Source organism: Faecalibacterium taiwanense (genome assembly GCF_036632915.2).
Lineage (GTDB): Bacteria > Bacillota > Clostridia > Oscillospirales > Ruminococcaceae > Faecalibacterium > Faecalibacterium taiwanense.
In genome coordinates this window covers 2291735-2316357 of record NZ_CP155552.1, presented here as the reverse complement: position 1 = coordinate 2316357, position 24623 = coordinate 2291735, and the positions used below count along the sequence as shown (strand labels likewise).

27 protein-coding genes and 2 tRNA genes are annotated in these 24623 nt (G+C 59.2%); 17 read left to right on the top strand and 12 right to left on the bottom strand.

The window, feature by feature from the left end; genetic code table 11:
- Positions 1-55 precede the first annotated feature (55 nt).
- The 4 genes from PXT33_RS11435 (at position 56) to PXT33_RS11420 (ending at position 2921) form a co-directional block, all read left to right on the top strand.
- Positions 56-376: a hypothetical protein gene (locus PXT33_RS11435; protein WP_291014248.1), complete on the top strand. Its 321-nt coding sequence runs from the start codon at positions 56-58 to the stop codon at positions 374-376.
- Positions 377-476: 100 nt separating this feature from the next.
- Positions 477-1463, top strand: a complete 987-nt coding sequence (locus PXT33_RS11430) for a TAXI family TRAP transporter solute-binding subunit (RefSeq protein ID WP_332376584.1) — start codon at positions 477-479, stop codon at positions 1461-1463.
- A 14-nt stretch (positions 1464-1477) separates the two neighbouring features.
- Positions 1478-2665, top strand: a complete 1188-nt coding sequence (gltS, locus tag PXT33_RS11425) for a sodium/glutamate symporter (RefSeq protein WP_097775078.1) — start codon at positions 1478-1480, stop codon at positions 2663-2665.
- A 52-nt stretch (positions 2666-2717) separates the two neighbouring features.
- Positions 2718-2921, top strand: coding sequence for a hypothetical protein (locus PXT33_RS11420; protein WP_097776394.1), 204 nt, complete (start codon positions 2718-2720; stop codon positions 2919-2921).
- Positions 2922-3059: 138 nt separating this feature from the next.
- Here PXT33_RS11420 and PXT33_RS11415 read toward each other — a convergent pair whose 3' ends face one another.
- Positions 3060-4430: an NCS2 family permease gene (locus PXT33_RS11415; RefSeq protein WP_120020513.1), complete on the bottom strand. Its 1371-nt coding sequence runs from the start codon at positions 4428-4430 to the stop codon at positions 3060-3062.
- A 381-nt stretch (positions 4431-4811) separates the two neighbouring features.
- Between PXT33_RS11415 and PXT33_RS11410 the strand changes: the two genes are divergently transcribed.
- From PXT33_RS11410 to PXT33_RS11360, 11 genes are all read left to right on the top strand, one after another.
- A complete protein-coding gene (locus tag PXT33_RS11410) occupies positions 4812-5093 on the top strand; it encodes a chemotaxis protein (RefSeq protein WP_332376583.1) in 282 nt (93 codons plus the stop codon).
- Complete coding sequence (locus PXT33_RS11405) at positions 5090-6538, top strand: phage terminase large subunit (RefSeq protein ID WP_005944636.1); 1449 nt, start codon at positions 5090-5092, stop codon at positions 6536-6538. Before PXT33_RS11410 ends, PXT33_RS11405 begins: the two co-directional genes overlap by 4 nt.
- A 12-nt stretch (positions 6539-6550) precedes the next feature.
- Positions 6551-8365, top strand: a complete 1815-nt coding sequence (locus PXT33_RS11400) for a hypothetical protein (RefSeq protein WP_154259005.1) — start codon at positions 6551-6553, stop codon at positions 8363-8365.
- Between the two features lie 16 nt (positions 8366-8381).
- Positions 8382-8918, top strand: a complete 537-nt coding sequence (locus tag PXT33_RS11395) for a ribosomal-processing cysteine protease Prp (protein ID WP_347070327.1) — start codon at positions 8382-8384, stop codon at positions 8916-8918.
- Positions 8861-9469 (top strand): hypothetical protein, encoded by a 609-nt coding sequence (locus PXT33_RS11390; protein WP_347070326.1) that lies wholly within the window; start codon positions 8861-8863, stop codon positions 9467-9469. The genes PXT33_RS11395 and PXT33_RS11390 overlap by 58 nt, the downstream gene beginning before the upstream one ends.
- Positions 9470-9491: 22 nt before the next feature.
- The gene (locus PXT33_RS11385) at positions 9492-10496 is read left to right on the top strand and encodes a N4-gp56 family major capsid protein (protein ID WP_154256053.1); all 1005 of its coding nucleotides are present in this window, start codon (positions 9492-9494) and stop codon (positions 10494-10496) included.
- Between the two features lie 13 nt (positions 10497-10509).
- Positions 10510-10725 (top strand): hypothetical protein, encoded by a 216-nt coding sequence (locus tag PXT33_RS11380; RefSeq protein ID WP_097775085.1) that lies wholly within the window; start codon positions 10510-10512, stop codon positions 10723-10725.
- A gap of 71 nt (positions 10726-10796) precedes the next feature.
- Entirely contained in the window at positions 10797-11180 is a 384-nt protein-coding gene (locus PXT33_RS11375; RefSeq protein ID WP_005944627.1) for a hypothetical protein, read from the top strand.
- Between the two features lie 12 nt (positions 11181-11192).
- Positions 11193-13076 (top strand): hypothetical protein, encoded by a 1884-nt coding sequence (locus tag PXT33_RS11370; protein WP_332376581.1) that lies wholly within the window; start codon positions 11193-11195, stop codon positions 13074-13076.
- A gap of 3 nt (positions 13077-13079) precedes the next feature.
- Positions 13080-13265: a hypothetical protein gene (locus PXT33_RS11365; protein WP_005944623.1), complete on the top strand. Its 186-nt coding sequence runs from the start codon at positions 13080-13082 to the stop codon at positions 13263-13265.
- Between the two features lie 14 nt (positions 13266-13279).
- Positions 13280-14644: a cell envelope biogenesis protein TolA gene (locus PXT33_RS11360; protein WP_332376580.1), complete on the top strand. Its 1365-nt coding sequence runs from the start codon at positions 13280-13282 to the stop codon at positions 14642-14644.
- Positions 14645-15064: 420 nt separating this feature from the next.
- Here the strand turns inward: PXT33_RS11360 and PXT33_RS11355 are convergent.
- The 4 genes from PXT33_RS11355 to PXT33_RS11340 all read right to left on the bottom strand — a co-directional run bounded on the left by PXT33_RS11355 (position 15065) and on the right by PXT33_RS11340 (position 16500).
- Positions 15065-15141 (bottom strand) — tRNA-His (locus PXT33_RS11355).
- Between the two features lie 8 nt (positions 15142-15149).
- Positions 15150-15223 (bottom strand) — tRNA-Arg (locus PXT33_RS11350).
- A 144-nt stretch (positions 15224-15367) separates the two neighbouring features.
- Positions 15368-15904 carry a phosphatase PAP2 family protein gene (locus PXT33_RS11345; protein ID WP_223388933.1) on the bottom strand — a complete coding sequence of 179 codons (537 nt, stop codon included), beginning with the start codon at positions 15902-15904 and terminating at the stop codon, positions 15368-15370.
- 32 nt (positions 15905-15936) lie between these two features.
- Entirely contained in the window at positions 15937-16500 is a 564-nt protein-coding gene (locus PXT33_RS11340) for a DUF1643 domain-containing protein (RefSeq protein WP_005944615.1), read from the bottom strand.
- A gap of 172 nt (positions 16501-16672) precedes the next feature.
- On the opposite strand from PXT33_RS11340, the gene PXT33_RS11335 reads away from it, so the two are divergent.
- Both PXT33_RS11335 and PXT33_RS11330 read left to right on the top strand, forming a co-directional pair.
- Entirely contained in the window at positions 16673-18598 is a 1926-nt protein-coding gene (locus tag PXT33_RS11335) for a BMP family ABC transporter substrate-binding protein (protein ID WP_332376577.1), read from the top strand.
- 37 nt (positions 18599-18635) lie between these two features.
- Entirely contained in the window at positions 18636-19292 is a 657-nt protein-coding gene (locus PXT33_RS11330; RefSeq protein ID WP_120080891.1) for a metallophosphoesterase family protein, read from the top strand.
- 132 nt (positions 19293-19424) lie between these two features.
- Here PXT33_RS11330 and PXT33_RS11325 read toward each other — a convergent pair whose 3' ends face one another.
- From PXT33_RS11325 to PXT33_RS11295, 7 genes are all read right to left on the bottom strand, one after another.
- Positions 19425-19733, bottom strand: a complete 309-nt coding sequence (locus PXT33_RS11325; RefSeq protein ID WP_005944609.1) for a DUF6465 family protein — start codon at positions 19731-19733, stop codon at positions 19425-19427.
- A 298-nt stretch (positions 19734-20031) separates the two neighbouring features.
- Positions 20032-20511: a hypothetical protein gene (locus tag PXT33_RS11320; RefSeq protein WP_332376575.1), complete on the bottom strand. Its 480-nt coding sequence runs from the start codon at positions 20509-20511 to the stop codon at positions 20032-20034.
- A gap of 246 nt (positions 20512-20757) precedes the next feature.
- Positions 20758-21396, bottom strand: a complete 639-nt coding sequence (locus tag PXT33_RS11315; protein ID WP_005944601.1) for a GDSL-type esterase/lipase family protein — start codon at positions 21394-21396, stop codon at positions 20758-20760.
- 6 nt (positions 21397-21402) lie between these two features.
- A complete protein-coding gene (locus PXT33_RS11310; protein WP_332376574.1) occupies positions 21403-22332 on the bottom strand; it encodes an ROK family protein in 930 nt (309 codons plus the stop codon).
- Positions 22329-23051 (bottom strand): N-acetylmannosamine-6-phosphate 2-epimerase, encoded by a 723-nt coding sequence (locus tag PXT33_RS11305; RefSeq protein ID WP_347070325.1) that lies wholly within the window; start codon positions 23049-23051, stop codon positions 22329-22331. The genes PXT33_RS11310 and PXT33_RS11305 overlap by 4 nt, the downstream gene beginning before the upstream one ends.
- A 3-nt stretch (positions 23052-23054) precedes the next feature.
- A complete protein-coding gene (locus PXT33_RS11300) occupies positions 23055-23504 on the bottom strand; it encodes a YhcH/YjgK/YiaL family protein (protein ID WP_005944594.1) in 450 nt (149 codons plus the stop codon).
- 71 nt (positions 23505-23575) lie between these two features.
- A complete protein-coding gene (locus PXT33_RS11295) occupies positions 23576-24505 on the bottom strand; it encodes a dihydrodipicolinate synthase family protein (RefSeq protein WP_332376572.1) in 930 nt (309 codons plus the stop codon).
- Between the last annotated feature and the right edge of the window lie 118 nt (positions 24506-24623).

Genomic DNA, 24623 nt, shown 5'->3' with positions numbered 1-24623 from the left:
TTTTATTTGCATTTGTGTGGTATCATAAAGAAAAACACCATCAGGAGGTGTGCTTATGGCACAGGAAAACCGAACAAGGGAGCAGTTCACAGAGGAGCTTGCCCGGCGGGAAGCTGCCCTTGCGGCCCGGGAAGAACAGCTTGCACAGGAGCAGGCAGAGTTGGCCGCGCAGAAGGTGGATTTTGAGGAAGGCAAAAAGAGCCTGCTCAACAACGGCGACAAAAACTTTGTGAATGCGAAAGAAAAGATGTATGATCATTTTCCGCTGACCGTGCACCAGATGGATATTATCATCGGAGTGCTGTTTGCACTGATCGCACTGTTCCTTGTGCTGGGGGTGACCCATACCAGCTTCTTCGGGCTGTTCGGAGGGTAAGTGCATTCCTTTTCTGCAGCAGGTGATTGCATTTCATCCGCAATGTGCGTATAATTTAGGATAAAAGCTCTGCCGCACTGCGGCGGCAGGAAGAGGAGTGGTGATCTTGAAAAAGAAATGGCTCGCGGCGGTGCTGGCCGGAGCTTTGCTGGCAGCAGCACTGCTGAGCGGATGCTCGTCGGTGGAGACCGTTAAACGGCTGCGCTTCGGCGTGGCTGGCGAGGGCGGCATCTACCGGGAGTTCGGTGAGCGGTTCGCGGCATTGGAAAATGAGACGGACAACGGGCAGGTGGAGCTGAAGGCTACCGCCGGTTCCGCAGCGAACCTGCGTCTGCTGGCCGGCGAATATCTGCAGCTGGCCATTGCACAGGCAGACCTTGTGCAGGATGCCTATGACCAGACCGGCATCTTTGCCGACGAGGAGGAAAGCCGGGGCTTTGGTGCCGTGGCAGCGCTGTACACCGAGACCTGTCAGGTGGTGGTGCGGGCGGATTCCGACATCCAGTCCATTGAGGACCTGCATGGCAGGACAGTGAGCATCGGCGCGGAGGAATCTGGTTCGGAGCAGAACGCACGGCAGATCTTATCTGCCTATGGTCTGAACGACAAGATGGTGAGCATGGTAAACCTGAACTATGAGGATGCCGCTGCCCAGCTGAAGGCGGGCAGGGTGGATGCCATCTTTATGACGGTGGGCGCGCCCAGCTCGGTGCTGACCGCTCTGGCAGGCGAGTGCGGCATCCGGCTGCTGAACGTGGACGGTGCGGCAGCACAGCGCCTGCAGAGCGCTTACAGCGCCTACAGCGGCGTTACGCTGCCGGCAGGCACCTATCCCGGCCAGACGGAGGAAGTGCAGACGGTGGGCGTGAAAGCCGTTCTGCTGGCCAGCAACGCGCTGCCTGCAAAGCAGGTGCAGCAGCTGACACAGCTTCTGTTCTCCAGCCGGGAAGGGCTGGAAGAGCAGCTGGGCATCCCGCTGGACCCGGAGGAAAACGCAGTAGAGGGCGTTGGCATCCCGTTCCATGCGGGCGCGGCCGCATATTATATGGCGGCAGGAATTACGGTCGATGAAGCGGCTGGGAACTGAGGGAAAGTAGAGCAATGAAGATCGAATTGGATATGTATCAGACACTGGCCGTTGCTGTGCTGGTGCTGATGCTGGGCAAATTTTTGCGGGCAAGGGTGCAGGTGCTGGAACGTTTCTGCATTCCGGCTCCGGTCATTGGCGGCGTGCTGTTCGCCATTTTTACCTGTGTATGCTATGTGACCGGCGTTGCCGAGTTTGCATTTGATGATATTCTAAAGGAAGTCTGCATGGTGATGTTTTTCACCTCGGTGGGCTTCCAGGCAAACCTCAAGGTGCTGAAAAGCGGTGGAAGAGCGATGATCGTGTTTCTGGGCGTGGTCATCGTGCTGATCGTCAGCCAGAACTTTGTAGCCGTGGGGCTGGCAAAGCTGCTGGGCGTGGATGCGCTGGTGGGCCTTTGCACCGGCTCCATCCCCATGGTGGGCGGTCACGGCACCGCCGGTGCCTTTGGCCCGGTGCTGGAGGACTTTGGCATTCAGGGGGCCACCACCCTGTGTACGGCAGCGGCCACCTATGGCCTGATCGCGGGCAGCATGATGGGCGGCCCCATCGGTAAGATGCTCATTGAGCGGCACAACCTGCTGGCCACGGTGGTACCGGAGGATGACAGCCTGCTGGTGGAAGAAGAAATGAAGCACGAGCGCCACACCACCATGTACCCGGCGGCAAGCTTCCAGCTGATCGTCGCCATGGGCATCGGCACGGTGCTGTCCAGACTTCTGAGCCTGACGGGCATGACCTTCCCCATCTATATCGGTGCCATGATCGCGGCGGCCATCATCCGCAATGTGGGTGAGTATGGAGGCGGCTACACCGTGTATATGGGCGAGATCAATGACATTGGCGGCATCTGCCTTTCGTTGTTCCTGGGTATGGCCATGATCACCCTGAAGCTGTGGCAGCTGGCAGAGCTGGCCCTGCCGCTGATCGTGCTGCTGGCCGGACAGACCCTGTTCATGATCCTGTATGTGGTGCTGGTAGTGTTCAACATCATGGGCCGCGATTACGACGCGGCGGTGATCGTATCCGGCACCTGCGGCTTTGGCATGGGCGCAACGCCCAACGCTATGGCCAACATGCAGGCCATCTGCGATAAATATTCGCCCTCGGTCAAGGCGTATCTGCTGATCCCGCTGGTGGGCAGTCTGTTTGCGGACTTCTTGAACAGTCTGGTCATTACGGTGTTCATCAATTTTATCTGAAGCTGATCTTTACAGTTCGGGCGGGCTTCCGCACCGGGAAAGGAGACGTGAAATGTCGCTTTATCACCATCTGAAAACGTGGCTCGGAAAAAAGCGGGAGCATCCCCATGAGGAAGAAACCGTGGCCGTGCCGGAGATCCATACCGGCAAGGTGGCACATCATACGGATGCGGACGGCACTCCGGCGGCAGATAAGCCGATCCACTATGATAACGTGGCTATCCCGGAAGTGCATATCCACCCGCGGCGCAAATAACCCCGATTGCTAAAAAAGAATAGTTCCACGCCGGACAGCCCGGAGCGAATGCGCAGGCTGTTCCGGATCATAGGAAGCAGAAAAGCTCCCGTCCATCATCAGGACGGGAGCTTTTTTGCTTGCGGTAAGATCGGCGGCTTAGAGGAACACGTACTTGAGGATGAACAGCACGGTCAGCACATACATCAGGGGGCTGATCTTCTTTTCCTTGGCCTTGCCGGTGACTAGATTGATCAGGGTCCAGGAAATCACGCCGATGGCGATGCCCTCGGAAATGCTGTAAGCGGTGGGCATGGCCAGAATGGTCAGGAAGGCGGGGATGCCCTCGCTGGGGTCATTGAAGTCGATCTTGACGGCAGAGCCCATCATGTAGAAGCCCACGATAATCAGGGCCGGAGCCGTTGCAAAGGACGGGATGGTGAGGAACAGAGGGCTGAAGATGGTGGCCAGCAGGAACAGGATGCCGGTGGTCATAGCGGTCAGACCGGTGCGGCCGCCCTCGGTAACGCCGGAAGCACTCTCGACGAAGGTGGTGGTGGTGGAAGTGCCCAGCACAGCGCCTGCGCAGGTGGCGATGGAGTCGGCCATCAGTGCGCCCTTGATGTGGGGCAGCTTGCCGTCCTCGTCCAGCATGTCGGCCTTGGAGGCAACACCGATCAGGGTGCCCAGAGTATCGAACAGGTCAACGAACAGGAAGGAGAACATGACGGCGAAGAAGTTCAGGATGCCAACGCCGGAGAAATCGGTCTTGAATACCTGACCGAAGGTCTTGCCCAGCGCGGAGAAGTCGAAGCTGACAAAAGCGGTGGGAATGACGGAGTACATGCCTGCGTCGGGGTTGGGAACATAGATGCCGGCGATCTCGCAGAGGATGCCCAGCACCCAGGTGATAAGAATGCCGTACAGGATGCCGCCCTTGACCTTCTTTACCAGCAGGATGGCGGTGATCACGATACCCAACAGGGCAAGGATCGCGCCCATGCCCACGCTGGAGAAGGTCTCGCCCTTGAAGTGCTGGTAGGTGACGAGGGTGGAATCGCTGTTGACGATCAGCTTTGCATTCTGCAGGCCAACGAAAGCAACGAACAGGCCGATGCCCACGCTGACGGCGCTCTTCAGGGTCATGGGGATGGCATTGAAGATGCCCTCACGGACATTGGTGAGGGACAGCACGATGAAGATGATGCCCTCTACAAAGACGGCCATCAGGGCCAACTGCCAGCTGTAGCCCATGGTGAGAACGACCGTGTAGGAGAAGTAGGCGTTCAGGCCCATGCCGGGTGCCAGTGCAAACGGATAGTTGGCAAGCAGAGCCATAAGCGCAGTGCCAACAAAGGATGCCAGCGCGGTGGCGATCAGAACGGCTTCCGAATCCATGCCGGAAGCAGAAAGGATGTTGGGATTGACCGCAAGGATGTAAGCCATGGTCATGAAGGTGGTGATACCTGCCATGATCTCGGTCTTGACATCGGTGTGGTTCTCCTTCAGATGAAAGATGTTTTCTAACATGAGGAACCTCCTGATTCAGATAAAACATCCCGTCCGTGCGTGGGACGAGAAAGAACAGAACCTATTGTAACATTTTACAAAAGCATTTGTCCACAGAATAAACACACTTTTTTCATTTTCTGTCCAAAAATCGCAAATGAGTATGACTTTGAAGGTTTTCTGCGGGTCTGCCACAAATTTTGATGGAGAAAAAACACTGCTTTTGAAAAGATACGAAACAGCGATGAATTACAAGGGACAAAAGTATACGAATCGGATTCTTAAATTTAAAATATACGCTATGGCCCTGCAAAAGTGCACACTGTTGGGAAAGCAGCACCAGTGGTATCCTTTTGCCATAGCCCAGCACACCAGGGCGGAAAGGAGCTGATACCCAACACCATGGGGCAGACAAAACAGGCCAGAGGGCTGGCCAGCCTGAGCCGAGCCACGGACACCCTGAGCACCCTGCTGGCACAGCAGGTGCGGGAACTGAATGCCCGGCAGAAGGCGGCAAAAAAGGAAGGCGCATCGGAAGCAGGCACCATGAAAGACCTCAAGGAGGCCACGGCGGTGCTCAAGGATCTGGCCGGTGTAGCCAAGACCCTGAACGATCAGGGGGCACAGGCAGAAGGAGCGGAGTGCGGCGTGGTGCTGCTGCCGACGGTGGAGGAAGAACCATGAGCATTGTACAAGCAAGAGTGCCGGTGGTCTGGCGGCCCCAGCCGCGGCAGGCCGAATTTATGAGCCGCCCGGAACCGGAAGCGCTGTACGGCGGTGCAGCAGGCGGCGGCAAGAGCGACGCGCTGGTGATCGAAGCGCTGCGGCAGGTGCACATTCCACACTACCGGGCGCTGATCCTGCGCAAGACCTACCCGCAGCTTTCTGATCTGGTGGACAAGAGCCAGGTGTACTACCACAGGGCGTTCCCGCAGGCACAGTACAACGCCACGGCCCATGTGTGGAACTTCCCCAGCGGGGCAAAAATTTACTTTGGCTCCATGCAGTACACCAAGGACCGTACCAATTATCAGGGCAAGGCCTTCGATTTTATCGGCTTTGACGAGCTGACCCACTTTGAATGGGAAGAGTACAGCTACATGATGAGCCGCAACCGTCCCACAGGCCCGGGCACCCGGGTGTACATGCGGGCCACCACCAATCCCGGCGGCATCGGCCACGGGTGGGTGAAGGCACGGTTCATCACGCCTGCACCGCCCGGCACGCCTATCACCGAAGAATACACGGTAAAGCTGCCGGACGGCACCGAACAGAAGCTGCAGCGGGCGCGGGTGTTCATCCCTTCCAGCATTTTTGATAACCCCGCCCTGCTGGCAAACGACCCCGGCTACCTTGCAAGCCTTGCCAGTATGCCGGAAGCGGAAAAGCAGGCGCTGCTCTACGGCAGCTGGGACAGCTTTTCCGGGCAGGTGTTTACCGAATGGCGCAACGACCCGGCCCACTACGAAGACCAGCGCTGGACCCATGTGATCGCACCGTTCACCATCCCGAAGCACTGGCAGCTCTACCGCGGGTTCGACTTTGGCTTTTCCAAGCCGTTCTCGGTGGGGTGGTACGCAGCGGACGAGGAGGGGCGGCTGTACCGCATCAAGGAGCTGTACGGCTGCACCGGCAGGCCGAACGAGGGCCTGCGCATCGACCCGGTGGAACAGGCCCGGCGCATCCGGGAGGCAGAGCAGAACGACCCGCTTTTGCGCGGCAGGGTGATCCACGGCATTGCCGATCCGGCCATCTTTGATGAGAGCCGCGGCGAGAGCATTGCCGCTATGATGGAGCGCAGCCCGAACTTCCTGCGCTGGTCCCCCGGCGACAACACCCGGCTTGCGGGCAAGATGCAGTTCCACTACCGGCTGAATTTTGATGCGGACGGCAGGCCGATGTTTCAGGTGTTCAATACCTGCAAGCACTTTATCCGCACGATCCCGAACCTTGTGTACGACGAAAGCAACGTGGAGGACATCGACACCCGGCAGGAGGATCACATTTACGACGAGTGCCGCTATGTGCTGATGGAGAACCCTATCAGCCCGCCGGTGCGCTGTGCTGCGCCGCCCATGCCCGACGACCCGCTGAACCTGCACAAGCGGGCAAGATTTTACAGAATTTAAAGGAGAAACGCAATGGACGATTACGAGAACGAAGCTTTGCCCGTGGGTGAAGCACAGGTGGCCGAGGCCATGCAGACCTTGCAGCGGTACAAGGCGGGCAAGGCTGCGCTGGACAAGCGCATTGTGGATAACGAGCTGTGGTTCCGCATGGGCCACTGGAAGAACTACCAGAACCCCATGATGCCCGGCAAGGCTCAGCCTTCCAGCGGGTGGCTGTTCAACAGCATTGCCAACAAGCACGCCGATGCCATGGACAACTACCCGGAACCGAACGTGCTGCCCCGAGAGGCAGATGACGAGGACACCGCACGGGCACTTTCCAGCGTTTTGCCGGTGGTGCTGGAACAGGCCGACTACGAGCAGGTGTACAGTGACTGCTGGTGGCGCAAGCTCAAACAGGGCACCGGCGTGACCGGCATCTTCTGGGACCCTGCAATGCGCGGCGGCATTGGCGACATTGCGGTGCGCAGCGTGAACCTGCTGATGCTCTACTGGGAGCCGGGCGTGGCGGATATTCAGGCATCGCCGGACTTTTTCAGCCTGAGCCTTGAGGACACGGCCCGGCTGTGCGCGCAGTACCCGCAGCTGGCAGGACACACCGCCAGCGTGCTGGACGTGCCCCGGTACATCCACGATGAAGGGCAGGACACCAGCTCCAAGAGCGTGGTGGTGGACTGGTACTACAAGCGCCCGGATGAAACGGGGCGCATGGTGCTGCACTACTGCAAGTTCTGCAACGGCGTGGTGCTGTACGCCAGCCAGAACGACCCGGCGCTGGCAGAAAGCGGCCTGTATGACCACGGACAGTACCCCTTTGTATTTGACCCACTGTTCGTGGAGGAGGACAGCCCGGCGGGCTTTGGCTACATCGATGTGATGAAGGACTGCCAGACGGCCATTGATAAGATGAACCATGCCATGGACGAGAACGTGCTGCTGAGTGCAAAGCAGCGGTATGTGCTCAGCGACACGGCAGGGGTCAACGAGGAAGAGCTGGCCGATTTCAGCCGGGACATCGTGCATGTGGTGGGACGGCTCAACGACGACAGTTTCCGTCCGCTGCAGACGGCGGGCCTGCAGGGCAACAGCCTGAGTTACCGCCAGAGCCGCATTGAAGAGCTGAAGGAGATCAGCGGCAACCGGGACATGACGCAGGGCGGCACTGCCGGAGGTGTGACCGCAGCCAGCGCCATTGCGGCCTTGCAGGAGGCAGGCAGCAAACTCAGCCGCGATATGCTCAAGAGCGCCTACCGTGCTTTTGCAAAGCAGTGCTATCTCATCATCGAGCTGATGCGCCAGTTCTACGACGAGCAGCGGGTGTTCCGTATCGTGGGCGAAAGCGGCGAGAGCCGGTTCGTGCCCTTCTCGGCGCAGGCGCTGCGGGCGGTGCCCGGCGGCAGCGTGGGCGGCGTGGAACTGGGCAGCCGGGAGCCGATCTTTGACATCGTGGTGAGCGCCGCCAAGAAGAGCACCTTCAGCCGCCTTTCCCAGAACGAGACGGCCAAGGAGTGCTATCAGCTGGGATTTTTCAAGCCTGAAAATGCCGATGCCGCCCTTGCGGCACTGGAAATGATGGACTTTGAAGGCATTGAGAAGGTGCGTCAGAGGGTGCGGCAGAACGGCACCCTTGCCCAGCAGCTGGCTAGGATGCAGCAGCAGATGGCACAGATGGCGGCGGTGATCGCCCAGCAGGGCACCGGGCCTGACGAACCGGCCCGCAGTGCAGGCGGTGCGTCTGCGCAGAAGGACGGGCAGGCGGTAAAGCTGGCGGGCCTTGGCAATGCCCTGCCGGTGGCCGCCGCTGCACGTGCCATGAACATCCATTAAAAAGGAGGTGAATTTTATGATGAAAGTTTGTTACAGCGAGATGGATACCCCCGCCGGGCTGAGCTGCCGGCTGGAAGCTGCCGGTCATGCAGGCTATGCGCCTGCCGGGCAGGACATCGTTTGTGCAGGAGCCAGCACCGTGATGCAGGGCCTTGTGTACCTGCTGGCCGGGGAAGAGAACGCCCACAGCGAAGCCTTTGATGAGCCGGACGGCCCGCGTCTGGCAGTGAGCGTGGATGCGCCCTGCGAAGAATGGGTGCGCGGTGCCTTTGAGCTGGCAAAAGCCTGCTTTGCACTGATGGCCGAACGCTACCCGGAGAATATCCGCTTTGCAGATGTGAGCCGCAGAGGAAAGGAGAGCATGATGGATCTGCAGCTGTTTGCAGCGGAGGCGACCGCCGCCTGCGGCGGAAACAGGGAGCCGAGGCTGGGGCAGCGGCCAGCAGAACACGAGTGCCGCTCAAGGCACGAAGTGGACGCTGGGAGCCGCAACCCGTGGGGAACCTTTATGCTACAGCTCTTTGCAGAGGGAGAAGCCGCTCCCCTGCCCTGAGCGAAGCGCAGACCCGGCAGGCGGTGGCCTCCGGCACCATGAAGCCGGACGAAGCAAAAGTACCCGCTGCGCCGCAGGCTTCGGCAGAGAAAACCGTAGAGCTGCAGCCGGAAAAGCCCCGGCAGGAACTGCCTGTGCAGCGCCCGGAACTGCCGCCGCTGTCCAGCTTTGCCCGCAGCACACAGGCTGCTGTGCACAGCCTGCATGCCCGCTGGGCGGCAGAGGAAGCGGCCATGCGCCGCAGCCAGCCGGATTTTGATCTGCAGAACGAGCTGCGCAGCCCGGAGATGCGCCGCCTGATGCAGCTGCCCGGCATGAGGGTGCGGGATGCGTACCGTCTGGCCCACTACGACGAAAACCTGCGCACTGCAGCGCAGGCTGTGGAGCAGGGCGTGGTGGAACGTATTCAGCAGCGGGCCGCACGGCCCACCGAAAACGGCATCCGGCCCGGCGGCGCGGCTACCGTCCGCCCGGATGTAGCCAGCATGACCCGCGCCCAGCGAGAAGCACTGGAACGCCGTGTGCTCCACGGGGCACAGATCGAATTGTGAATATTTTACAAGAGAAAGGAATATGAGCATGAACAAGAATTTCAACATCCAGCTGTTTGCGGAAAACCTGAACACCACCGCTACCATGTCGAAAGAGATGAAGACCTTCTACGAGAAGCGTCTCATCGATCAGGCAGAGCCGCGTCTGGTGCACGACCAGTTTGCGGACTACTACCCTGTGCCCCAGAACGGCGGCAAGACCATTGAGTTCCGCAAGTACGACAGCCTGCCCAAGGCATCCACTCCGCTGACCGAGGGCGTGACCCCGAACGGTCAGGCACTGAATGTGACCACCATCACCAGCGATCTGCACCAGTACGGCGGCTGGACTCCGCTGACCGACGTGCTGCAGATGACCGCCATTGACAACAATGTGGTACAGGCCACCCGTGTGCTGGCAAGTCAGGCAGGCCGCACCATGGACAGCATTACCCGCGATGTGCTGGCGGGCGGCACCAATGTGATCTATGCGCCCAAGCTGGCCGCAGGCGGCACCGAGACTGCCGTTGCCAGCCGCAAGGCACTGGACAAGACCTGCACCCTGACCCCGAAGCTGTTCTTTCAGGCGGCGGCACAGCTGGGCGCGATGAACGCCGACCCCATCGGCGACAGCTACATTGCCATCATCCATCCCTACGCTGCCTACGACCTGAAGACCAGCAAGGAGTTCATTGAGGTGCACAAGTACGCCGACCCGGACACCATGTTCCGCGGCGAGATCGGCAAGCTGGGCAACATCCGCTTCATCGAGACCAGCGAGGCCAAGATCTGGAAGGATTCCACCTGCCCGGACGGTCTGGCTGTGTTCGGCACGCTGGTGCTGGGTGCCCACGCCTACGGCGTGACCGAGCTGGAAGGCGGCGGTCTGGAGCACATCGTCAAGCAGCTGGGCTACGGCGACGACCCGCTGAACCAGCGCGCTTCCGTGGGCTGGAAGGGCATGCGTGCGGCAGAGCGTCTGGTGGAGCAGTACATGGTGCGCATTGAAAGTGCGTCCAGCTATTCCGCCACCGCTGCTGCAAACTGAGGAGGCGTGAACCATGGCTGAAAAGAAAAATGTGCGCATCCGGCTGTTCAAGGATAACAGCCGCTACAAGGGCGATCTGTTCGTCAGCGTGAACGGTGTGAACTATAAGATCCGCCGCGGCGTGGAGGTGGAAGTGCCGCCCGAAGTGGCCGAGGTGCTGGAGCACAGCCAGATGCAGGATGAGCTGACCGCCGCCCGCATTGCGGCGGCAGAGAACGCCGCCCAGTAAACCCGAAACAGACAAAAAGCCCGGCTGGGAAGCCTGCCCGGCCGGGCCTTTATAAAAAGGAGAGTGAGCATATGACCGTAGGACAGGCGCTGGAACGCGCCGAAGAGCTGCGCCCGGGCAGCCGCATTGCGCTGGCCACCCGGCAGGCGTGGCTGAAAGAAGCAGACGCGATGCTGCGGGAACGCTTTTTTAAAAACAGCATCACAGATGCATACGACGATGTGGGCGCAGACCTTGCATGGGATGACAGCCTGCAGGACGACGATGTGCTGCTGGCACCGGCACCTTTTGATGCGCTGTATCCGCATTATCTGTGTGCCATGACCGATGCGGCCCTTGGTGAGACCGACCGCTACGTCGGGGAGCAGGCCCAGTACAACAGTCTGCTGGCAGATCTGGCGGCGTGGCTGCGGCGCAGCTACCCGACCCTGACGGGTGCCCAGTGGCGCTGGTAAGGAGGTGAGAGCATGGTTCTGGCAAACAGAGCGAAGCTGCAGAACAGCCGCAGTCTTGTGCGGGTATTCGGCGGGCTGAACGAGACCTATGCCTGCTCGGAAGCAGAGTACAGCGCGGGCGTGAATTTTTCTGCCCGGGATTTCCCGGCGCTGAGCACCCGCAAGCCGCGCCGCAAGCTGAGGGAGTTGACCGGGCTGAACGGCATGTATCACCTGAACGGGCTGCTGACCGTCTGCGGGAAGGATCTGATCTACACGCCGGATGCCGACGGCGCGAACCCGGTGACCTGCACCGAGGCAGTGACCGACGGCAAAAAGGCACTGGTGGGCATTGGTACAAAAATCCTGATCTTCCCGGACAAGGTAGCCTTTGATACAGCGGACGGAAGTGTTTCGGCACTGGGAGCTGTATGGCAGGCAGAGGGACAGAGCGTGCAGTTTGCACCCTGCGATGCCGCGGGCAAGGCCTACGAGGTGAGCGGTTACGGCAAGGAGGAACCGGAGAAGCCTGCAGACGGACAGCTCTTTTTGAAGGTGGAGGACGAGGAGCACCCATGGGCCAGCACCAGCACGCTGGAAGAGTACAGCGCATCCTCCGGCAGCTGGACGGCAGTGCCGCTGGAATACTGCCGCATCACAGCGGCGGGCGCGCAGAGGCTATTTGCCCAGTGGGACACCGTGACCGTGCAGGGCACGGCAGCACAGCAGGCTGGCATGTGGACAAAGCTGGACGGGGATCTGGTAGTTTACGATGTGCTGGAAAACGGGCTGCGCGTGCGGGTAAGCCCGGAGGGAGATCATGTTTACGGCACGCTGGTGCAGAGCGCCGAGAGCGCCCAGTGGACCAGCTTGGACGGCAAGGAGACACGCAGCTTTGCGGTGAGCACGCCGGTACGGATGGAACGCCGCGTGCCGGATCTGGACTACGTTACCGAGTGCGACAACCGGGTATGGGGCTGCAGCAGCAAGGAAAACGTGATCTATGCCTGCCGCTTAGGCGACCCCACCAACTGGTTTTCCTACCGGGGCATTGCGGCAGACAGCTACGCAGTGACGGTGGGCAGCGATGGTGCGTTTACCGGCGCGGCCACATGCATGGGCTATGCGCTGTTCTTTAAGGAGAACACACTGCACAAGCTCTATGGCTCCAAGCCTTCGGATTTTCAGCTCACCTCGCTGCGCTGCCGGGGCGTTGCCAAAAACGCGGCGCGCAGCCTGTGTGTGCTGAACGAGACGCTCTATTATCTTTCGCCGGACGGTGTGATGGCATGGGACGGCAGCATTCCAACAAAAGTGTCCGGCGCGTTGGATTCGGGCCGACTGGCCAATGTGCAGAGCGCGGTGGGCAGTGCGCTGGATGGCCGCTATTACCTGCATGTGGCCCGCACGGCGGCAGGCGAAAATACGGCAAGGCTGCTGGTGTACGATACCGAGCGCGCGCTCTGGAGCGAAGAAGACGTGTGCTCCTACGAGATGACCAGCACCGGCGGACAGCTTTATCTGTGGGACGGGCAGGCACTGTGGGCCGCAGATCCCAGCCGTGAAGCGGACTGGCAGGCCACCGACGGTGTGGAGGAAAAGCTGAACTTTGAGCTGACCACTGGTGACATTGGGCTGGACGGGGCCGAGGACCGATATCTTTCCCGACTGACGCTGCGGCTGGATGCCGAGTGCAGCAGTACGGTGGAGGTGGCCGCCAGCTATGACGGCGGCCCATGGGAGACGGTGGCAAGCCTGACGGCACAGGACAAGCGGCGCAGCTTTGATTTGCCGTTCGTGCCCCGGAGGCACGGCACCCTGCGGCTGCGCCTGAAGGGCAGGGGACAGATCACCCTGCGCAGCATTGCAAAAACAATGGCCGCTGCCAAGGGCGGCATTGCAGGCGGGGAGGTGTGACGAATGGCAAGCGTGATGGGCATTAACAAGATCGGCCTGCCCAAGCTTAGCGAGAACATGGACCCGGAGGATGCCCGCGCCCTGCGCAGCTACCTGTACCAGATGCAGGAACAGCTGCAGTATGTGCTGAGCAATCTGGACGTTGAGAACATGTCCGACGAGATGCGCACGAAACTGCAGAATTTATAAGGAAAGGATCATATATGGCAAACAGAAAGAAAAAGGACGAAGCGCTTGCCGCTGTGCAGGCGCAGACGGAGGGCAGCGGCCAGCCTGCCGTGCAGAGCGGCTATTCGGCGGCAGGACTGGACAGCCGCTCGGAGGTGGAAAACGCGCTGGCAAATTCCAGCTACAAGCCCAGCCAGACCGTGACGGATGCCGCAGATGCGCTGAAGGAGTGGCAGGCAAACCGCCCGGGCGATTATCAGAGCAGCTATCAGGAGCGGATCGACCAGCTTTTGAACCAGCTGCTGCAGCGTGAGAGCTTCCAGTACAGCTACACCAAGGATCCGCTCTACCGCCAGTACGAGCAGAACTATTTGCAGAACGCCCACAATGCCAGCGCAGATGCTGCGGCGCAGGCTGCAGCCCTGACCGGCGGTTATGGTTCCAGCTATGCCACGAGCGCCGCCCAGCAGGCGTATCAGCAGCAGATCGGTGCGCTGAGCAGCGCCATCCCCACGCTGTACAGTCTGGCACTGGATACGTATACAAGCGGCGGCAACGAGCTGGTGAGCCAGCTGGATCAGCTGAACAACAGCGAACAGGATGCCCAGCAGCAGTACAACAACAAGCTCTCGGACTACTACACCCAGCTGAAGCAGAAGGGCGAAGCATACAACAACGCCTATGCGCAGGACTACGGCGCGTATCAGGATTATCTGAGCCAGCTGGGCACCCTGCACGATTATTACTCCGCGCAGGAACAGCAGCAGGCAGCACGCCGCCAGCAGGTGTTCAGCAATGTGATGACCGTGCTGGGTGTGCTGGGCGATGCGGTGCAGATCGTTCTCAGCGGCACCACGGGCGTTGGCTCCATGCTGAGCGGCCTGCTGAATACCGGCTACAACATCTACTCCGGCAACCGTCAGTACGAGGCAGACCGTGCGGACACTCAGTGGAACCAGAAGCTGCAGGAGCGTCAGTATCAGGACAGCCTGAACCAGCAGCGCTACGAGAACGAGACGAGCGAGCGGGAGTATCAGGACAAACTCAACCAGCAGAAATTCAACAACGATGTCACAAGCCAGAAGCTGAACATCGCACTGGGCGAGTGGAACCTGAAAAAGTCCAATGCAGCGCAGAAAGCAAGCCGCGCTGGCAGCACGGCGGCAGGCAGTAAGACTGGCAGTACTGGCACGGGCAGTACGTCCTCCGGTACAGCCAGCCGCAGCACGGGCACTGTCACCCGTCTGGGCAGTGACACCTCCCGGAATGTAACGGTACCCTACATGGCCATGCTGATGCGCAGCCAGGGCAAGAGCGATACCAGCATCAGCACCGCACTGCGGCAGGATGGCTATTCCAGCGCAGAGATCGCACAGATCCTGCAGCAGATGAGGCGCTGACCGTGCGGGTGGATATCAAACAATAAAAAGCATGTGCAGAGCACACAGGAGCCGTTCCGGCCAGAGGTGTTCTGCACATGCTTTTTTAGCAGAAAATAATGGCGTGCTGTTCGAGTCCCACTGGGATACCCCTACCAAATAAAAAAATCCGCTGTTTTGAACAGCGGCAGAAGGTTCCCCGGTAGACATTCCTAAGGGATGGAACCCGCAGCAGAATCTGACGGTCAGGGCCTTACGGGTTGTGTTTGCTGATTTTTCCGCAGCCCCTTGGCAGGGCTTTGAAAAATCAGAACACGGCCCCAACAACTCCTCCCTGTTTCGGCCGCAGGCCGCGGTCGTCGTCGTTGCTGTTCGAGTCCCACTGGGATACCCCCGCCAAATAAAAAAATCCGCCGATGCAAAGCATCAGCGGATTTTTGGTGGGGTGCCCAGTGGGACTCGAACCCACGGTCTCCAGATCCACAATCTGGCGCGTTAACCGACTACGCTATGGGCACCACATAGATGCGCCCGAAGGGACTCGAACCCCCGGCCCACTGCTTAGAAGGCAGTTGCTCTATCCACCTGAGCTACGGGCGCACGTTGTAATCCCATGGGTTCCATTATGGCGGCAGCTGTGTGTCGGCACACGCTGCGAGAAGTATAATACCATACAGGCCCCATTCTGTCAAGCAAAAAATGCAAAAATCTTTTTTCTTTTTTCAAAGCCCGCAAAGCACTGCTTTACAGCAGCCACATGCCCGCAAAGCCCAAAGCAAAGCCAAGCGCGGCTCCGCCCACGACATCGCGGATATGGTGCACGCCGGTCAGCACACGGCCAACACAGATGAGCACCGTGATGCCCACCATCGCCCAGCCCGCCTTCGGGTAGAAATACATCCATACCATGGCCAGCACGGAAGCGCTCAGCGCGTGGCGGGATGGGAAGGAGTGGCCCCGGGTCTCCTTGTGCCGCAGCGGTTCAAAGCCGGGCTGTTCATAGGGACGCGGCAGGTTCAGCCTGTCCCGCAGGATGGTGCCGCCCCAGAAGGTAAGCCCCGGCACGAACACCGTCCGCGCAATGACGGCGGTGAGGTCCAGCGCGGCCTGACGCTGACTGCCCAGCAGCCGAAACAGCCGGACGTTCAGCAGGCAGAGCAGCACCGGATAACATACAAAAGGGATGAGCGGCAGCCAGCGGTCCAGTGCCACCACACAGCGCTTGGCTGTGGGGTGGGCATCCATCCAGCTGTGCAGGGCGTGATAATGTTCTGCGGTCAAAAAAGATCCCTCCGCATCGGGCACCTGAAAAATTAAAAGCAGGTGTCCAGATAATTTTCCACATCAAAGGGTTCCGGGGTGGAATCCTTGCGCAGGTACAGCGGGTGGTGGGGGTGGCCCTTTTTGCTGCGCCTGCCAAAGGTGACCCACGGGATCTCCCGCTCCCGCGTCAGGGCCACCATCTCCCGCATGAGGCCGGGCAGATAGTCCCGCTTTTCGATCAGCGTGCCCCACGCTGCCCACATGGTGGGTTCGGTCTGGGCCAGAACGGCTTTGAGCCAGCGCAGGTTTTCGTCACACAGGGCGCGGTCCGGCACACGGTCCATATCGTTAGGGTCGGTGGCGCGCTGGGGATACACGTTGAACATGATCCAGCTGTCAAAGCCGTTGGCGGCGGCAAGACGCTCCACGCTTTTCAGGGTGGGGTCCAGTGCGCCGGGCTGGGCGGTGCTGGGGTTGATGCCAATGCATACCAGCGGGTGGGTGCCAACGCGGCCCAGTACGTAACGGTAAGGCTGATATGTATGCGGCTCGTAATACCAGATGCCGCCGGGGTATTCGTCGGCCTTGAGTACGGGGATCTGTTCGGTCTGCATGGAAAGAATGCTCCTATCATTGTTTGCTTTCTATTATCGTACCTGAAACTGCAGGATAAATCAACTCTTTTGTGCGGAAAATCCTCCCATAAAATCAAATTTCATGGTATACTAAAGAAGGACGCTGCGGCAGCTGGCTGCAGCGCATTGCAGCTGAGAAAAAGGAGCAACTATGCTGGAAGATTACAAGAACGCATTGAAGAGCGGCCAGCGTGCTTACCGTGCCTGTGTGGCGCGCGGCCAGTCGCCGTATCTTGCGGTGCTGGACGATATTCTGGTCAATGTGAACATCGTGGCGCAGGAGCCGCTGGGCCTTGTGGAGATCCCGGCGGAAAGCATCGTCGGCACAAAGACCAGCGGCCGTCACACCGCCTTTGCACCGAACTTTATGCCCCTGCTGGAGCCGGACACCGAGTTTGCAGGCAAGTGGTCAAACCTCTGCGATGCACATCTGGAAGAGGGCATCCACACCCCCATCATCGCCTACGAGTTCCTGAACAAATTCTATGTGCAGGAAGGCAACAAGCGGGTATCGGTGCTCAAGTATTTTGATGCGGTCAGGATCGCGGGCACGGTCACGCGGCTCGTCCCGGAACGGAACGACAGTCTGGAAAACCGTATCTACTACGAATTTCTGGATTTTTACAAGCTCTCCAAGGTCAACGATGTGCATTTCTCCCGTCTGGGGGGTTACGCAAAATTGCAGACGCTGGTGTGCAAGGCCAGCGGAGAAAGCTGGACGGATGATGACCGGCTGAGCTTTTCCGCCTTCTATACCATGTTCCGCCAGCAGTTTCTGGCTCTGGGCGGCGGCGGACTGAATCTGACTGCCGGCGATGCCATGCTGGTGTATCTGTCGGTCTACCGTTACGCGGATGCCTGCGAGAGTACGCCCAGCCAGATGAAGCAGAATCTGGAAAAGCTGTGGGATGAGGTGAAGGTGCTCACCGAGCCGCAGGCCGTGGCCCTTTCGCTGGAGCCGAAGCAGGGCCCCGGCGAACCGCTGTTGGCAAAGCTGAACATCTTTACAAAGCCCAGCGAGCTGAAGGTGGTGTTCCTGCACGAGTACAATGCCGAGAGCAGCGCGTGGGTGCGTGCCCACGACAAGGGCATCGAAGCGCTGCAACAGGCGTTCCCGGACCGGGTATTCATCACCCGCAAAGAGAACATCGAGCCTGAGGTGGACGCGGAGCAGGTGCTGGAGGATGTGGCTCACGACAATGCCGATGTGGTGTTCACCTCAAGTGCCCGGATGCATACCGCCTGCCTGAAGGTGGCGGCCCAGCACCCCAAGACCCGCATCCTGAACTGCTCGCTCAACGCGCCGCACCCGCTGGTGCGCACCTACTATCCCCGCACGTATGAAGTGACCTATCTGCTGGGCATTCTGGCCGGTGTACTGACCAAGACCGACCGCGTAGGCTATGTGGCGGCAAACCCGGTGTACGGCATCCCGGCGGCAGTAAACGCCTATGCGCAGGGCCTGAAGACCGTGCGCCCGGACGCAAAGGTGGTGCTGCGCTGGGCCTGCCTGCCGGACCCGGCACATCCGCTGGATTTCTCTGACAGGCCGGATGTGGAGATCTTCTATGCCCGGGATAACCGGGAGCCGGAAGGCACTCACCGGGATTACGGCCTTGTGCGCCGCATGCCGGACGGCAGTTTGCAGCCGCTGGGCCTGCCCGTGTGGCGGTGGGATACGTTTTATATCGAGATTGTGCGTTCCATTTTTGACGGTGCATGGGACAGCGATGCAGCGGGAGCCAGAGCCGTGAATTACTGGTGGGGCATGCGCAGCGGCGCAGAGGAGATCGATTACAGCAAAGACCTGCCCGCAGGCACTTTACAGCTGCTGGACCTGATGGAAAAGATGCTGCACGAGGATGACCTGCGCATCTTCCCGGAAGACCTGTACGCGCAGGGGCATGTGCTGCACTCGCCGGAGGCCGTGGTCTACAGTCCCAAGGAATTGATGGAGATGGACTGGCTGGACGAATGCGTGGAAGGTGCGCTGCCGCACTACGATGAACTGGATGTAAAAACGCATGTGCTTATGGCGATCAACGGCCTCAATACCCTGAAAGGGTTTGTGAAATAAGCGGCCCTCAGGCCGAGAGAGAACGGAGCAAACCGATGTGAAAATTCTTGCAATTTCGGATGTGCCCTCTAAAGCACTGTGGGACTACGGTACCCGCGAACATCTGGAAGGCATCGACCTGATCCTTTCCTGCGGGGATCTGCCGCAGAAGTATCTGGAATATCTTACGAACTTTACGGCTGCGCCCATCTTGTATGTCCACGGCAACCACGACGGCAGTTACAGGGAAAATGAACCTGGCGGATGCATTTGTGTGGACGACAGCGTGTATGTGTGGAAGGGCCTGCGCATTATGGGACTGGGCGGCAGCATCCGCTACAATAATCGGGAGGACAGCTTCCAGTATACGGAAAGGGAAATGCGCCGCCGTGTGCGCAAACTCTGGCGCAAGGCCCATCATGTGGGCGGCATCGATCTGCTGCTCACCCACTCCCCGGCGGCTGGCCTGAACGACAGCACGGATCATGCTCACAAGGGCTTTGCGTGCTTCAATGATCTGATGGATGAATACGAGCCGCAGTGGTTCGTGCACGGCCATGTGCACCTGAACTATGATGCAAAGCTGCCGCGCGTATGCACCCGCGGCAAGACCACCGTGATCAACGCTACCGAGCGCTATGTGTTCGAGATCCCGGACCCGGACCCAGTGATCCAGCATTATCCGCTCTGGAAAAGATGGTTTGATGTAAAATGAAAAGCTGCCTTGCATTTTTGGATGCAGGGCAGCTTTTTTACGGTTTAAAATGGAGCCTTGTGTGGGAACGGACAACCTGCCGCAAAACAGGTGCGGAGTGCTTTGCAGCAGGAGAAAAGAATACAGGAAAAGTTACAGCTCCAGCTTGCCGGAGACTTTGTTGATCACGTAATAAGCAGCGTCTTCCTCGGGCTTGACGTATACCTTGCAGGACTGCACGCCAACCTTGTGGGTAGCGCGGTAATCGGCCTTGGCACGGTCAATGATATCGGTCACGTTATACTGCTTGCCGCTGAACTCCACGTACAGCTCCGGTGCAAGCGGGGGACGGCCGCGGCGTGCAGGGGCCTTGGCAGATTTACGGGTCTTAGACTCCTTGGCCTCAGCGGCAGGAGCTTCCACAGCAGGAGCAGCCGCTGCGGTCTTTTTCTTTTCGGGCATAGATAAACCCCTCCTTGATCGTATTTGAATGCTGCACAGGGGGCTGCACAGCATTGGCTCCATGAAATATATTACTTATATAATAAGTTTTTAGAAATGGTTTGTAAAGTCTTTTTTGCAAAAAACTTTCGGAAAAAGGCAGGAAATCGGGTGTGAAACTCACTGGAATGCATTTTGATGCAACAGTATTACGGAACTGCCACAAAAACACGCAAAAAAGGCGGACCTTTCTGGTTTGCGCCGGGAACGCTCCCGCTACAAACCCGGCGGGTAAAAGCGGCGGCTTTCCGGCCCGGATTTACTCCCGGCAAAGCTCCTTGGCGCGTTGCACAACAGGGGCAAGAAGCTCCTCGTCCCAGTCCTCGGCAAGAGTGAACAGCAGCTGATAAACGGCGGCCTGTGTCTGACCCTGCGGGCGCTTTTGGGCCAGCGCAAACGCGGCAGAAAGCATTTGCAGCTTGAGGGTGCGGATACTCTCGGGCGCAGCCCACAGGCGGACAAAATCGTAATCGTTCGTGTTGCCGCAGGGCATGGCACAGGTGGCGCAGCCCGGGGCAACGCGGTGCTTTTCAGTCTGGACGATGGCAAGCATCCGCTGCAGCCTTTCCTCCGGTGCATCCGGCTGCGCGGCAAGGCGCAGACCGGCGTTCAGCACCTCGTCGGTGTCGTCCGTTTTGGGCTCGCTGGTGGTGGCCCGGGCAAGGCCCACAAGGGCACCGAGAAGGGCATCTCTTGCCTGCTGAGCAGGGGTGACAGGCACTTTTAAAAGTTCAGGCATGGCACAGTTCCTTTCAATGGATCTTTCTGCGGAAAGTATAGCCGATTCTGCTATGTTTTACAAGATGAACAAAACGGAAATTAAAAATAAAATATAGGCTGCTTGTGAGTTTGATGCCGTTTGTGGTTATGACCCTATTTCGTGAAAAAAGTTCTCAAAAAGCCCGCAGGCTTTTTGAGAACCCAATAAAAATAATAATTCCGCTAAAGATGCTCAGAGCGAAGCGGAGAGCATTTAAAATCGTGCTCAGATCAGGCCCGGCACTTCTTTTGCCAGCAGCTCCGCCAGCTGTGCGTGGCCCTTGCGGGTCAGGTGCATGAAGTCCACCTTGTTGAACTCGCAGTCCTTTGCGTCCAGGAAGTGCACGCCCTGCCGCTCGCAGATGATGCGGAGCTGCTCTGCCACACCGGCAGATTTTTCCACACAGCCATCGCCCATCACAGCGTCGTGGAAGCCTGCGCCGATGGGAGGAGGTGCCACCACCAGAATGTTGGGCTGCTTGGTGCCCCAGCAGTCCACGCTCTTTGCTTTGAGGATGAGCCGCTCCATGCCTGCAGCAATGCAGGCGGCATTGGCACCAAAGCGCTCCTTCACATCGTTCGTGCCCAGCATGATGATGAGCAGGTCGATGACCTCGTGGCTCTTGAGCAGGGCATAGATGACGCTGAGGGCATCCATGGATTCGTGGATGGGGTCCACAAATACGGTGGTGCGGCCGGAAAGTCCCTCTTCGGTCACAAGGTATTCGTCGCCCAGCGCCTTCTGCAGGCGGCAGGTCCAGCGCTCCTCTTCATTGAAGCGGATGCCGTGGTCGGCGCAGTCGTTGGGGTCGGCGCAGTAGCCGTGGGTGTTGGAATCGCCCAGACAGAGGATATGTGTTTTCATATATGATTACTCCTTTTCCATGGTCTGTCGGAAGTAGTACACTGCGCCCACCATACCGGCATCGTTGTGCAGCTGAGCGGCGCGCACTTCCAGCCCCTCTGCAAAGGCGGGCATGACCGATGCTTTCACCTTTGCGGCAATGGGTTCGATCAGCAGTTTCTGCTGCGCGCTCACGCCGCCGCCGATCAGAATGAGCTGCGGGTTGAAAATGTGCACCATGCCTGCAAGGCCCTGTGCGATCTCGTCCGTCCAGTGGTCCAGCAGGGCAAGAACTGTCTCGTTGCCTGCTTCGGCTGCGGCAAAGATGGCGCGGCCATCCTTCCAATCGGGGTTCTTTTCCTGTGCGGCGCGCACCAGCGCGGTGGTGGCAGCGTAGCGTTCCCAGCAGCCCTTTGCGCCGCAGGTACAGTCCACACCGTCCAGCGCGTGAGTGCGGTAGTGACCCAGCTCACCGCCAAGGCCCCGTGCACCCTCTAACAAATGGCCTCCGGTCAGGATGCCGCCGCCCACGCCGGTACCAAGGGTCACACCGATCACGTCCGTATAGCCCTGTGCAGCGCCGACCCACACTTCACCCAGTGTCATGCAGTTGGCGTCGTTGGCCACTGTGACGGGCAGGCCGAAGTCCTCTTCCAGCGCAGACTTGATAGGGCTGCCGATGTAATTGGGAAAGTTGCCGCAGGTACCGGCCACGATGCCCTTGCGGCTGTCGATCTGACCGGTGGCCGAAACGCCGATGCCCGCAAGGCTTTCCACCGGGATGGAATTTGCAGTCAAAAACTCCTTTGCGGCCCTGCGCACGGTGGTGAGAACAGGCGTCTGGTAGCCGTCAAAGCTCACGCTCTCTTCGCCCTTGAGCAGCACCCTGCCGGTCTCGTCCACGATGCCCAGCTTGACGGCTGTGCCGCCGATATCAATGCCAAAATACTGTTTCATCCGGCACACTCCATTTTACTTTTTGCGGCGTTGATGGCACCGGTAAAGCGGGCCGTGATCTCTGCCGGGCGGGTGATGGCACCGCCCACCACCAGTGCGAATGCACCGGCTTCCAGCGCCTTGACCGCCTGCTCCGGGTAGTGGATGTGGCCCTCGGCAATGACCTTTGCCGGGCACTCTGCGGCCAGCTTATGGACAAAATCAAAGTCGATATCGTCAATGCCTTTTGTCTCCGGGGTGTAGCCGCGCATGGTGGTGCCCACAAAGTCGGCACCGGCTTCGGCGCAGGCCATGGCATTCTCAAAGTTGTCGCAGTCGGCCATGACCAGCTGGTCGGGGTACTTTGCCTTGATGGCGCGGATGAACTGGGCAGAGGTGGAGCCGTCCGGGCGCAGGGCACCGGTGCCCTGCACGGCAAGGATGTCCACGCCGCACTCCACCAGCTCGTCCACTTCCTTCATGGTAACGGTGATGTACATGGGCGTGCCGGGGTAGTCCTTTTTGATGATGCCGATGACCGGCAGATCCACCACCTGCTTGATCTGGGTAATGTCGCGCACGGTGTTGGCACGGATGCCCACAGCACCGCTCATGGCGGCGGCTTTTGCCATCAGCGGCATCACGCCGCCTTCTTTCGTGTACAGGGGCTCCGTCTCCAGTGCCTGACAGGAGACGATCAGACCACCCTTGATCTGAGCAAACAGCTTTTCCTTATCCATCGTTCAATCCTCCATCCGAATCTTTACAACAGCCTTGCGCACGCCCACGCAGCCGTGCTGTACAAGGCCGGGTTTGTGCAGCTCCGTGGGGAAGAACAGCACAAAGCGTCCTTCGCCCAGTGTGCCGGTCACGACACTGGCGCTGTCCTGAAAACCGCAGTCGCCGGTAAAATCGCCGATCTCCCTGCCGGGATTTGTGGTAAAGCCCCAGCCCTCGCTGCCGGTGATGTCGAGCTGCAGGTCGGCGTACTTTTTGTGATATTCCGGGTGGTAGCCATCGTCCGAATGGAGCGTGGCATCCATCGTGTTGATGAATACTTCCTCGCCATCCACCTCGGTGCGGCCCAGAGGCAGGCTGGCAGGGTCGTGGGTCAGCAGGTAATCAATGGCCGTGTCGAGATTTTTGCAAAGGCCCTTGTAGCGCGTCAGGTGCTGCAGGGTATCACAGATCATAAAACGTCCCTCCAAAAACAAGCGCCCGCTCTCCCCTCTGAAAAGAGACGGAGAGGGGCGCTGCTTCAATTTTACAGCTTTGCGATGGCAGCTTCGATCATGGCCTGTGCTTCGGCCACGATGGCTTCATCTTCCGGGATCAGGCCGGGCATCGGCTCACGCACGCCGCCCAGCTCCAGACCGTACATCCGGCGCAGGATCTCCTTCTGCACGGCGTACAGGTTGCCGTGGGCTTCGCACATCTTGTAGATGATGCGGTCGGCATCGTACTGGATGGCGCGGGCGGCTTCGATCTCGCCCTTGTTGATGTGGTTGTTCATGGCCAGATACAGCTCGGGCATGACGGCGTAGGTGCCGCCGATGCCGCCGTCTGCGCCGATGACGCGGCCGGAAACGAACTGCTCATCGGGGCCGTTGAACACCACAAAATTCCCCTCGCCGCGGGCGGCGATACCGGCATCCTTGAACATCTGGATGTCCTGCGTGGGCATGGAGCTGTTCTTCACAGCCACTACATTGGGGTTCTTGAGCATTTCCTTCAGCAGGCTCATGGTCAGGCCGGTGCCTGCCAGCTGCGGGATATTGTAGATGACGAACTCGGTGTTGGGAGCAGCAGCGGACATATCGTTCCAGTACTTTGCAATGGCGTACTCCGGCAGGTGGAAGTAGATGGGAGGAATGGATGCAATGGCATCTACGCCCACGCTCTCGGCATGGCGGGCCAGCTCCACGCTGTCGGCGGTATTGTTGCAGCCGACATGCGCAATGACGGTCAGCTTGCCCTTGGCTTCGCTCATCACGGCTTCCAGAACGGCCTTGCGCTCATCCACGTGCTGGTAGATGCACTCGCCGGAGGAACCGCCTACATACACGCCCTTGACGCCTTTGGCGATCAGATGGCGGGTAAGGGCCTTGACGCCCTCGGTGGAAATATTGCCCTCTGCGTCGTAGCAGGCGTAAAAGGCGGGGATGACACCCTGATATTTTTTGATATCTTTCATGTTCCAAACCCTTCTTTAAAAATAGTAATAAATACAGATGAAATGATTTTGCATCAAGCTCGTACGCTTTCTGTTTCGGGTAACGGGTTCAATGCCCTCTTGCGGTGCCCTGCATCCG

Coding starts and splice junctions, on each gene's coding strand:
- PXT33_RS11435 (WP_291014248.1), top strand. CDS start 56: ATGGCACAGGAAAACCGAACAAGGGAGCAGTTCACAGAGGAGCTTGCC.
- gltS (WP_097775078.1), top strand. CDS start 1,478: ATGAAGATCGAATTGGATATGTATCAGACACTGGCCGTTGCTGTGCTG.
- PXT33_RS11420 (WP_097776394.1), top strand. CDS start 2,718: ATGTCGCTTTATCACCATCTGAAAACGTGGCTCGGAAAAAAGCGGGAG.
- PXT33_RS11415 (WP_120020513.1), bottom strand. CDS start 4,430: ATGTTAGAAAACATCTTTCATCTGAAGGAGAACCACACCGATGTCAAG.
- PXT33_RS11410 (WP_332376583.1), top strand. CDS start 4,812: ATGGGGCAGACAAAACAGGCCAGAGGGCTGGCCAGCCTGAGCCGAGCC.
- PXT33_RS11405 (WP_005944636.1), top strand. CDS start 5,090: ATGAGCATTGTACAAGCAAGAGTGCCGGTGGTCTGGCGGCCCCAGCCG.
- PXT33_RS11400 (WP_154259005.1), top strand. CDS start 6,551: ATGGACGATTACGAGAACGAAGCTTTGCCCGTGGGTGAAGCACAGGTG.
- PXT33_RS11395 (WP_347070327.1), top strand. CDS start 8,382: ATGATGAAAGTTTGTTACAGCGAGATGGATACCCCCGCCGGGCTGAGC.
- PXT33_RS11385 (WP_154256053.1), top strand. CDS start 9,492: ATGAGCATGAACAAGAATTTCAACATCCAGCTGTTTGCGGAAAACCTG.
- PXT33_RS11380 (WP_097775085.1), top strand. CDS start 10,510: ATGGCTGAAAAGAAAAATGTGCGCATCCGGCTGTTCAAGGATAACAGC.
- PXT33_RS11375 (WP_005944627.1), top strand. CDS start 10,797: ATGACCGTAGGACAGGCGCTGGAACGCGCCGAAGAGCTGCGCCCGGGC.
- PXT33_RS11370 (WP_332376581.1), top strand. CDS start 11,193: ATGGTTCTGGCAAACAGAGCGAAGCTGCAGAACAGCCGCAGTCTTGTG.
- PXT33_RS11365 (WP_005944623.1), top strand. CDS start 13,080: ATGGCAAGCGTGATGGGCATTAACAAGATCGGCCTGCCCAAGCTTAGC.
- PXT33_RS11360 (WP_332376580.1), top strand. CDS start 13,280: ATGGCAAACAGAAAGAAAAAGGACGAAGCGCTTGCCGCTGTGCAGGCG.
- PXT33_RS11340 (WP_005944615.1), bottom strand. CDS start 16,500: ATGCAGACCGAACAGATCCCCGTACTCAAGGCCGACGAATACCCCGGC.
- PXT33_RS11335 (WP_332376577.1), top strand. CDS start 16,673: ATGCTGGAAGATTACAAGAACGCATTGAAGAGCGGCCAGCGTGCTTAC.
- PXT33_RS11325 (WP_005944609.1), bottom strand. CDS start 19,733: ATGCCCGAAAAGAAAAAGACCGCAGCGGCTGCTCCTGCTGTGGAAGCT.
- PXT33_RS11320 (WP_332376575.1), bottom strand. CDS start 20,511: ATGCCTGAACTTTTAAAAGTGCCTGTCACCCCTGCTCAGCAGGCAAGA.
- PXT33_RS11315 (WP_005944601.1), bottom strand. CDS start 21,396: ATGAAAACACATATCCTCTGTCTGGGCGATTCCAACACCCACGGCTAC.
- PXT33_RS11310 (WP_332376574.1), bottom strand. CDS start 22,332: ATGAAACAGTATTTTGGCATTGATATCGGCGGCACAGCCGTCAAGCTG.
- PXT33_RS11305 (WP_347070325.1), bottom strand. CDS start 23,051: ATGGATAAGGAAAAGCTGTTTGCTCAGATCAAGGGTGGTCTGATCGTC.
- PXT33_RS11300 (WP_005944594.1), bottom strand. CDS start 23,504: ATGATCTGTGATACCCTGCAGCACCTGACGCGCTACAAGGGCCTTTGC.
- PXT33_RS11295 (WP_332376572.1), bottom strand. CDS start 24,505: ATGAAAGATATCAAAAAATATCAGGGTGTCATCCCCGCCTTTTACGCC.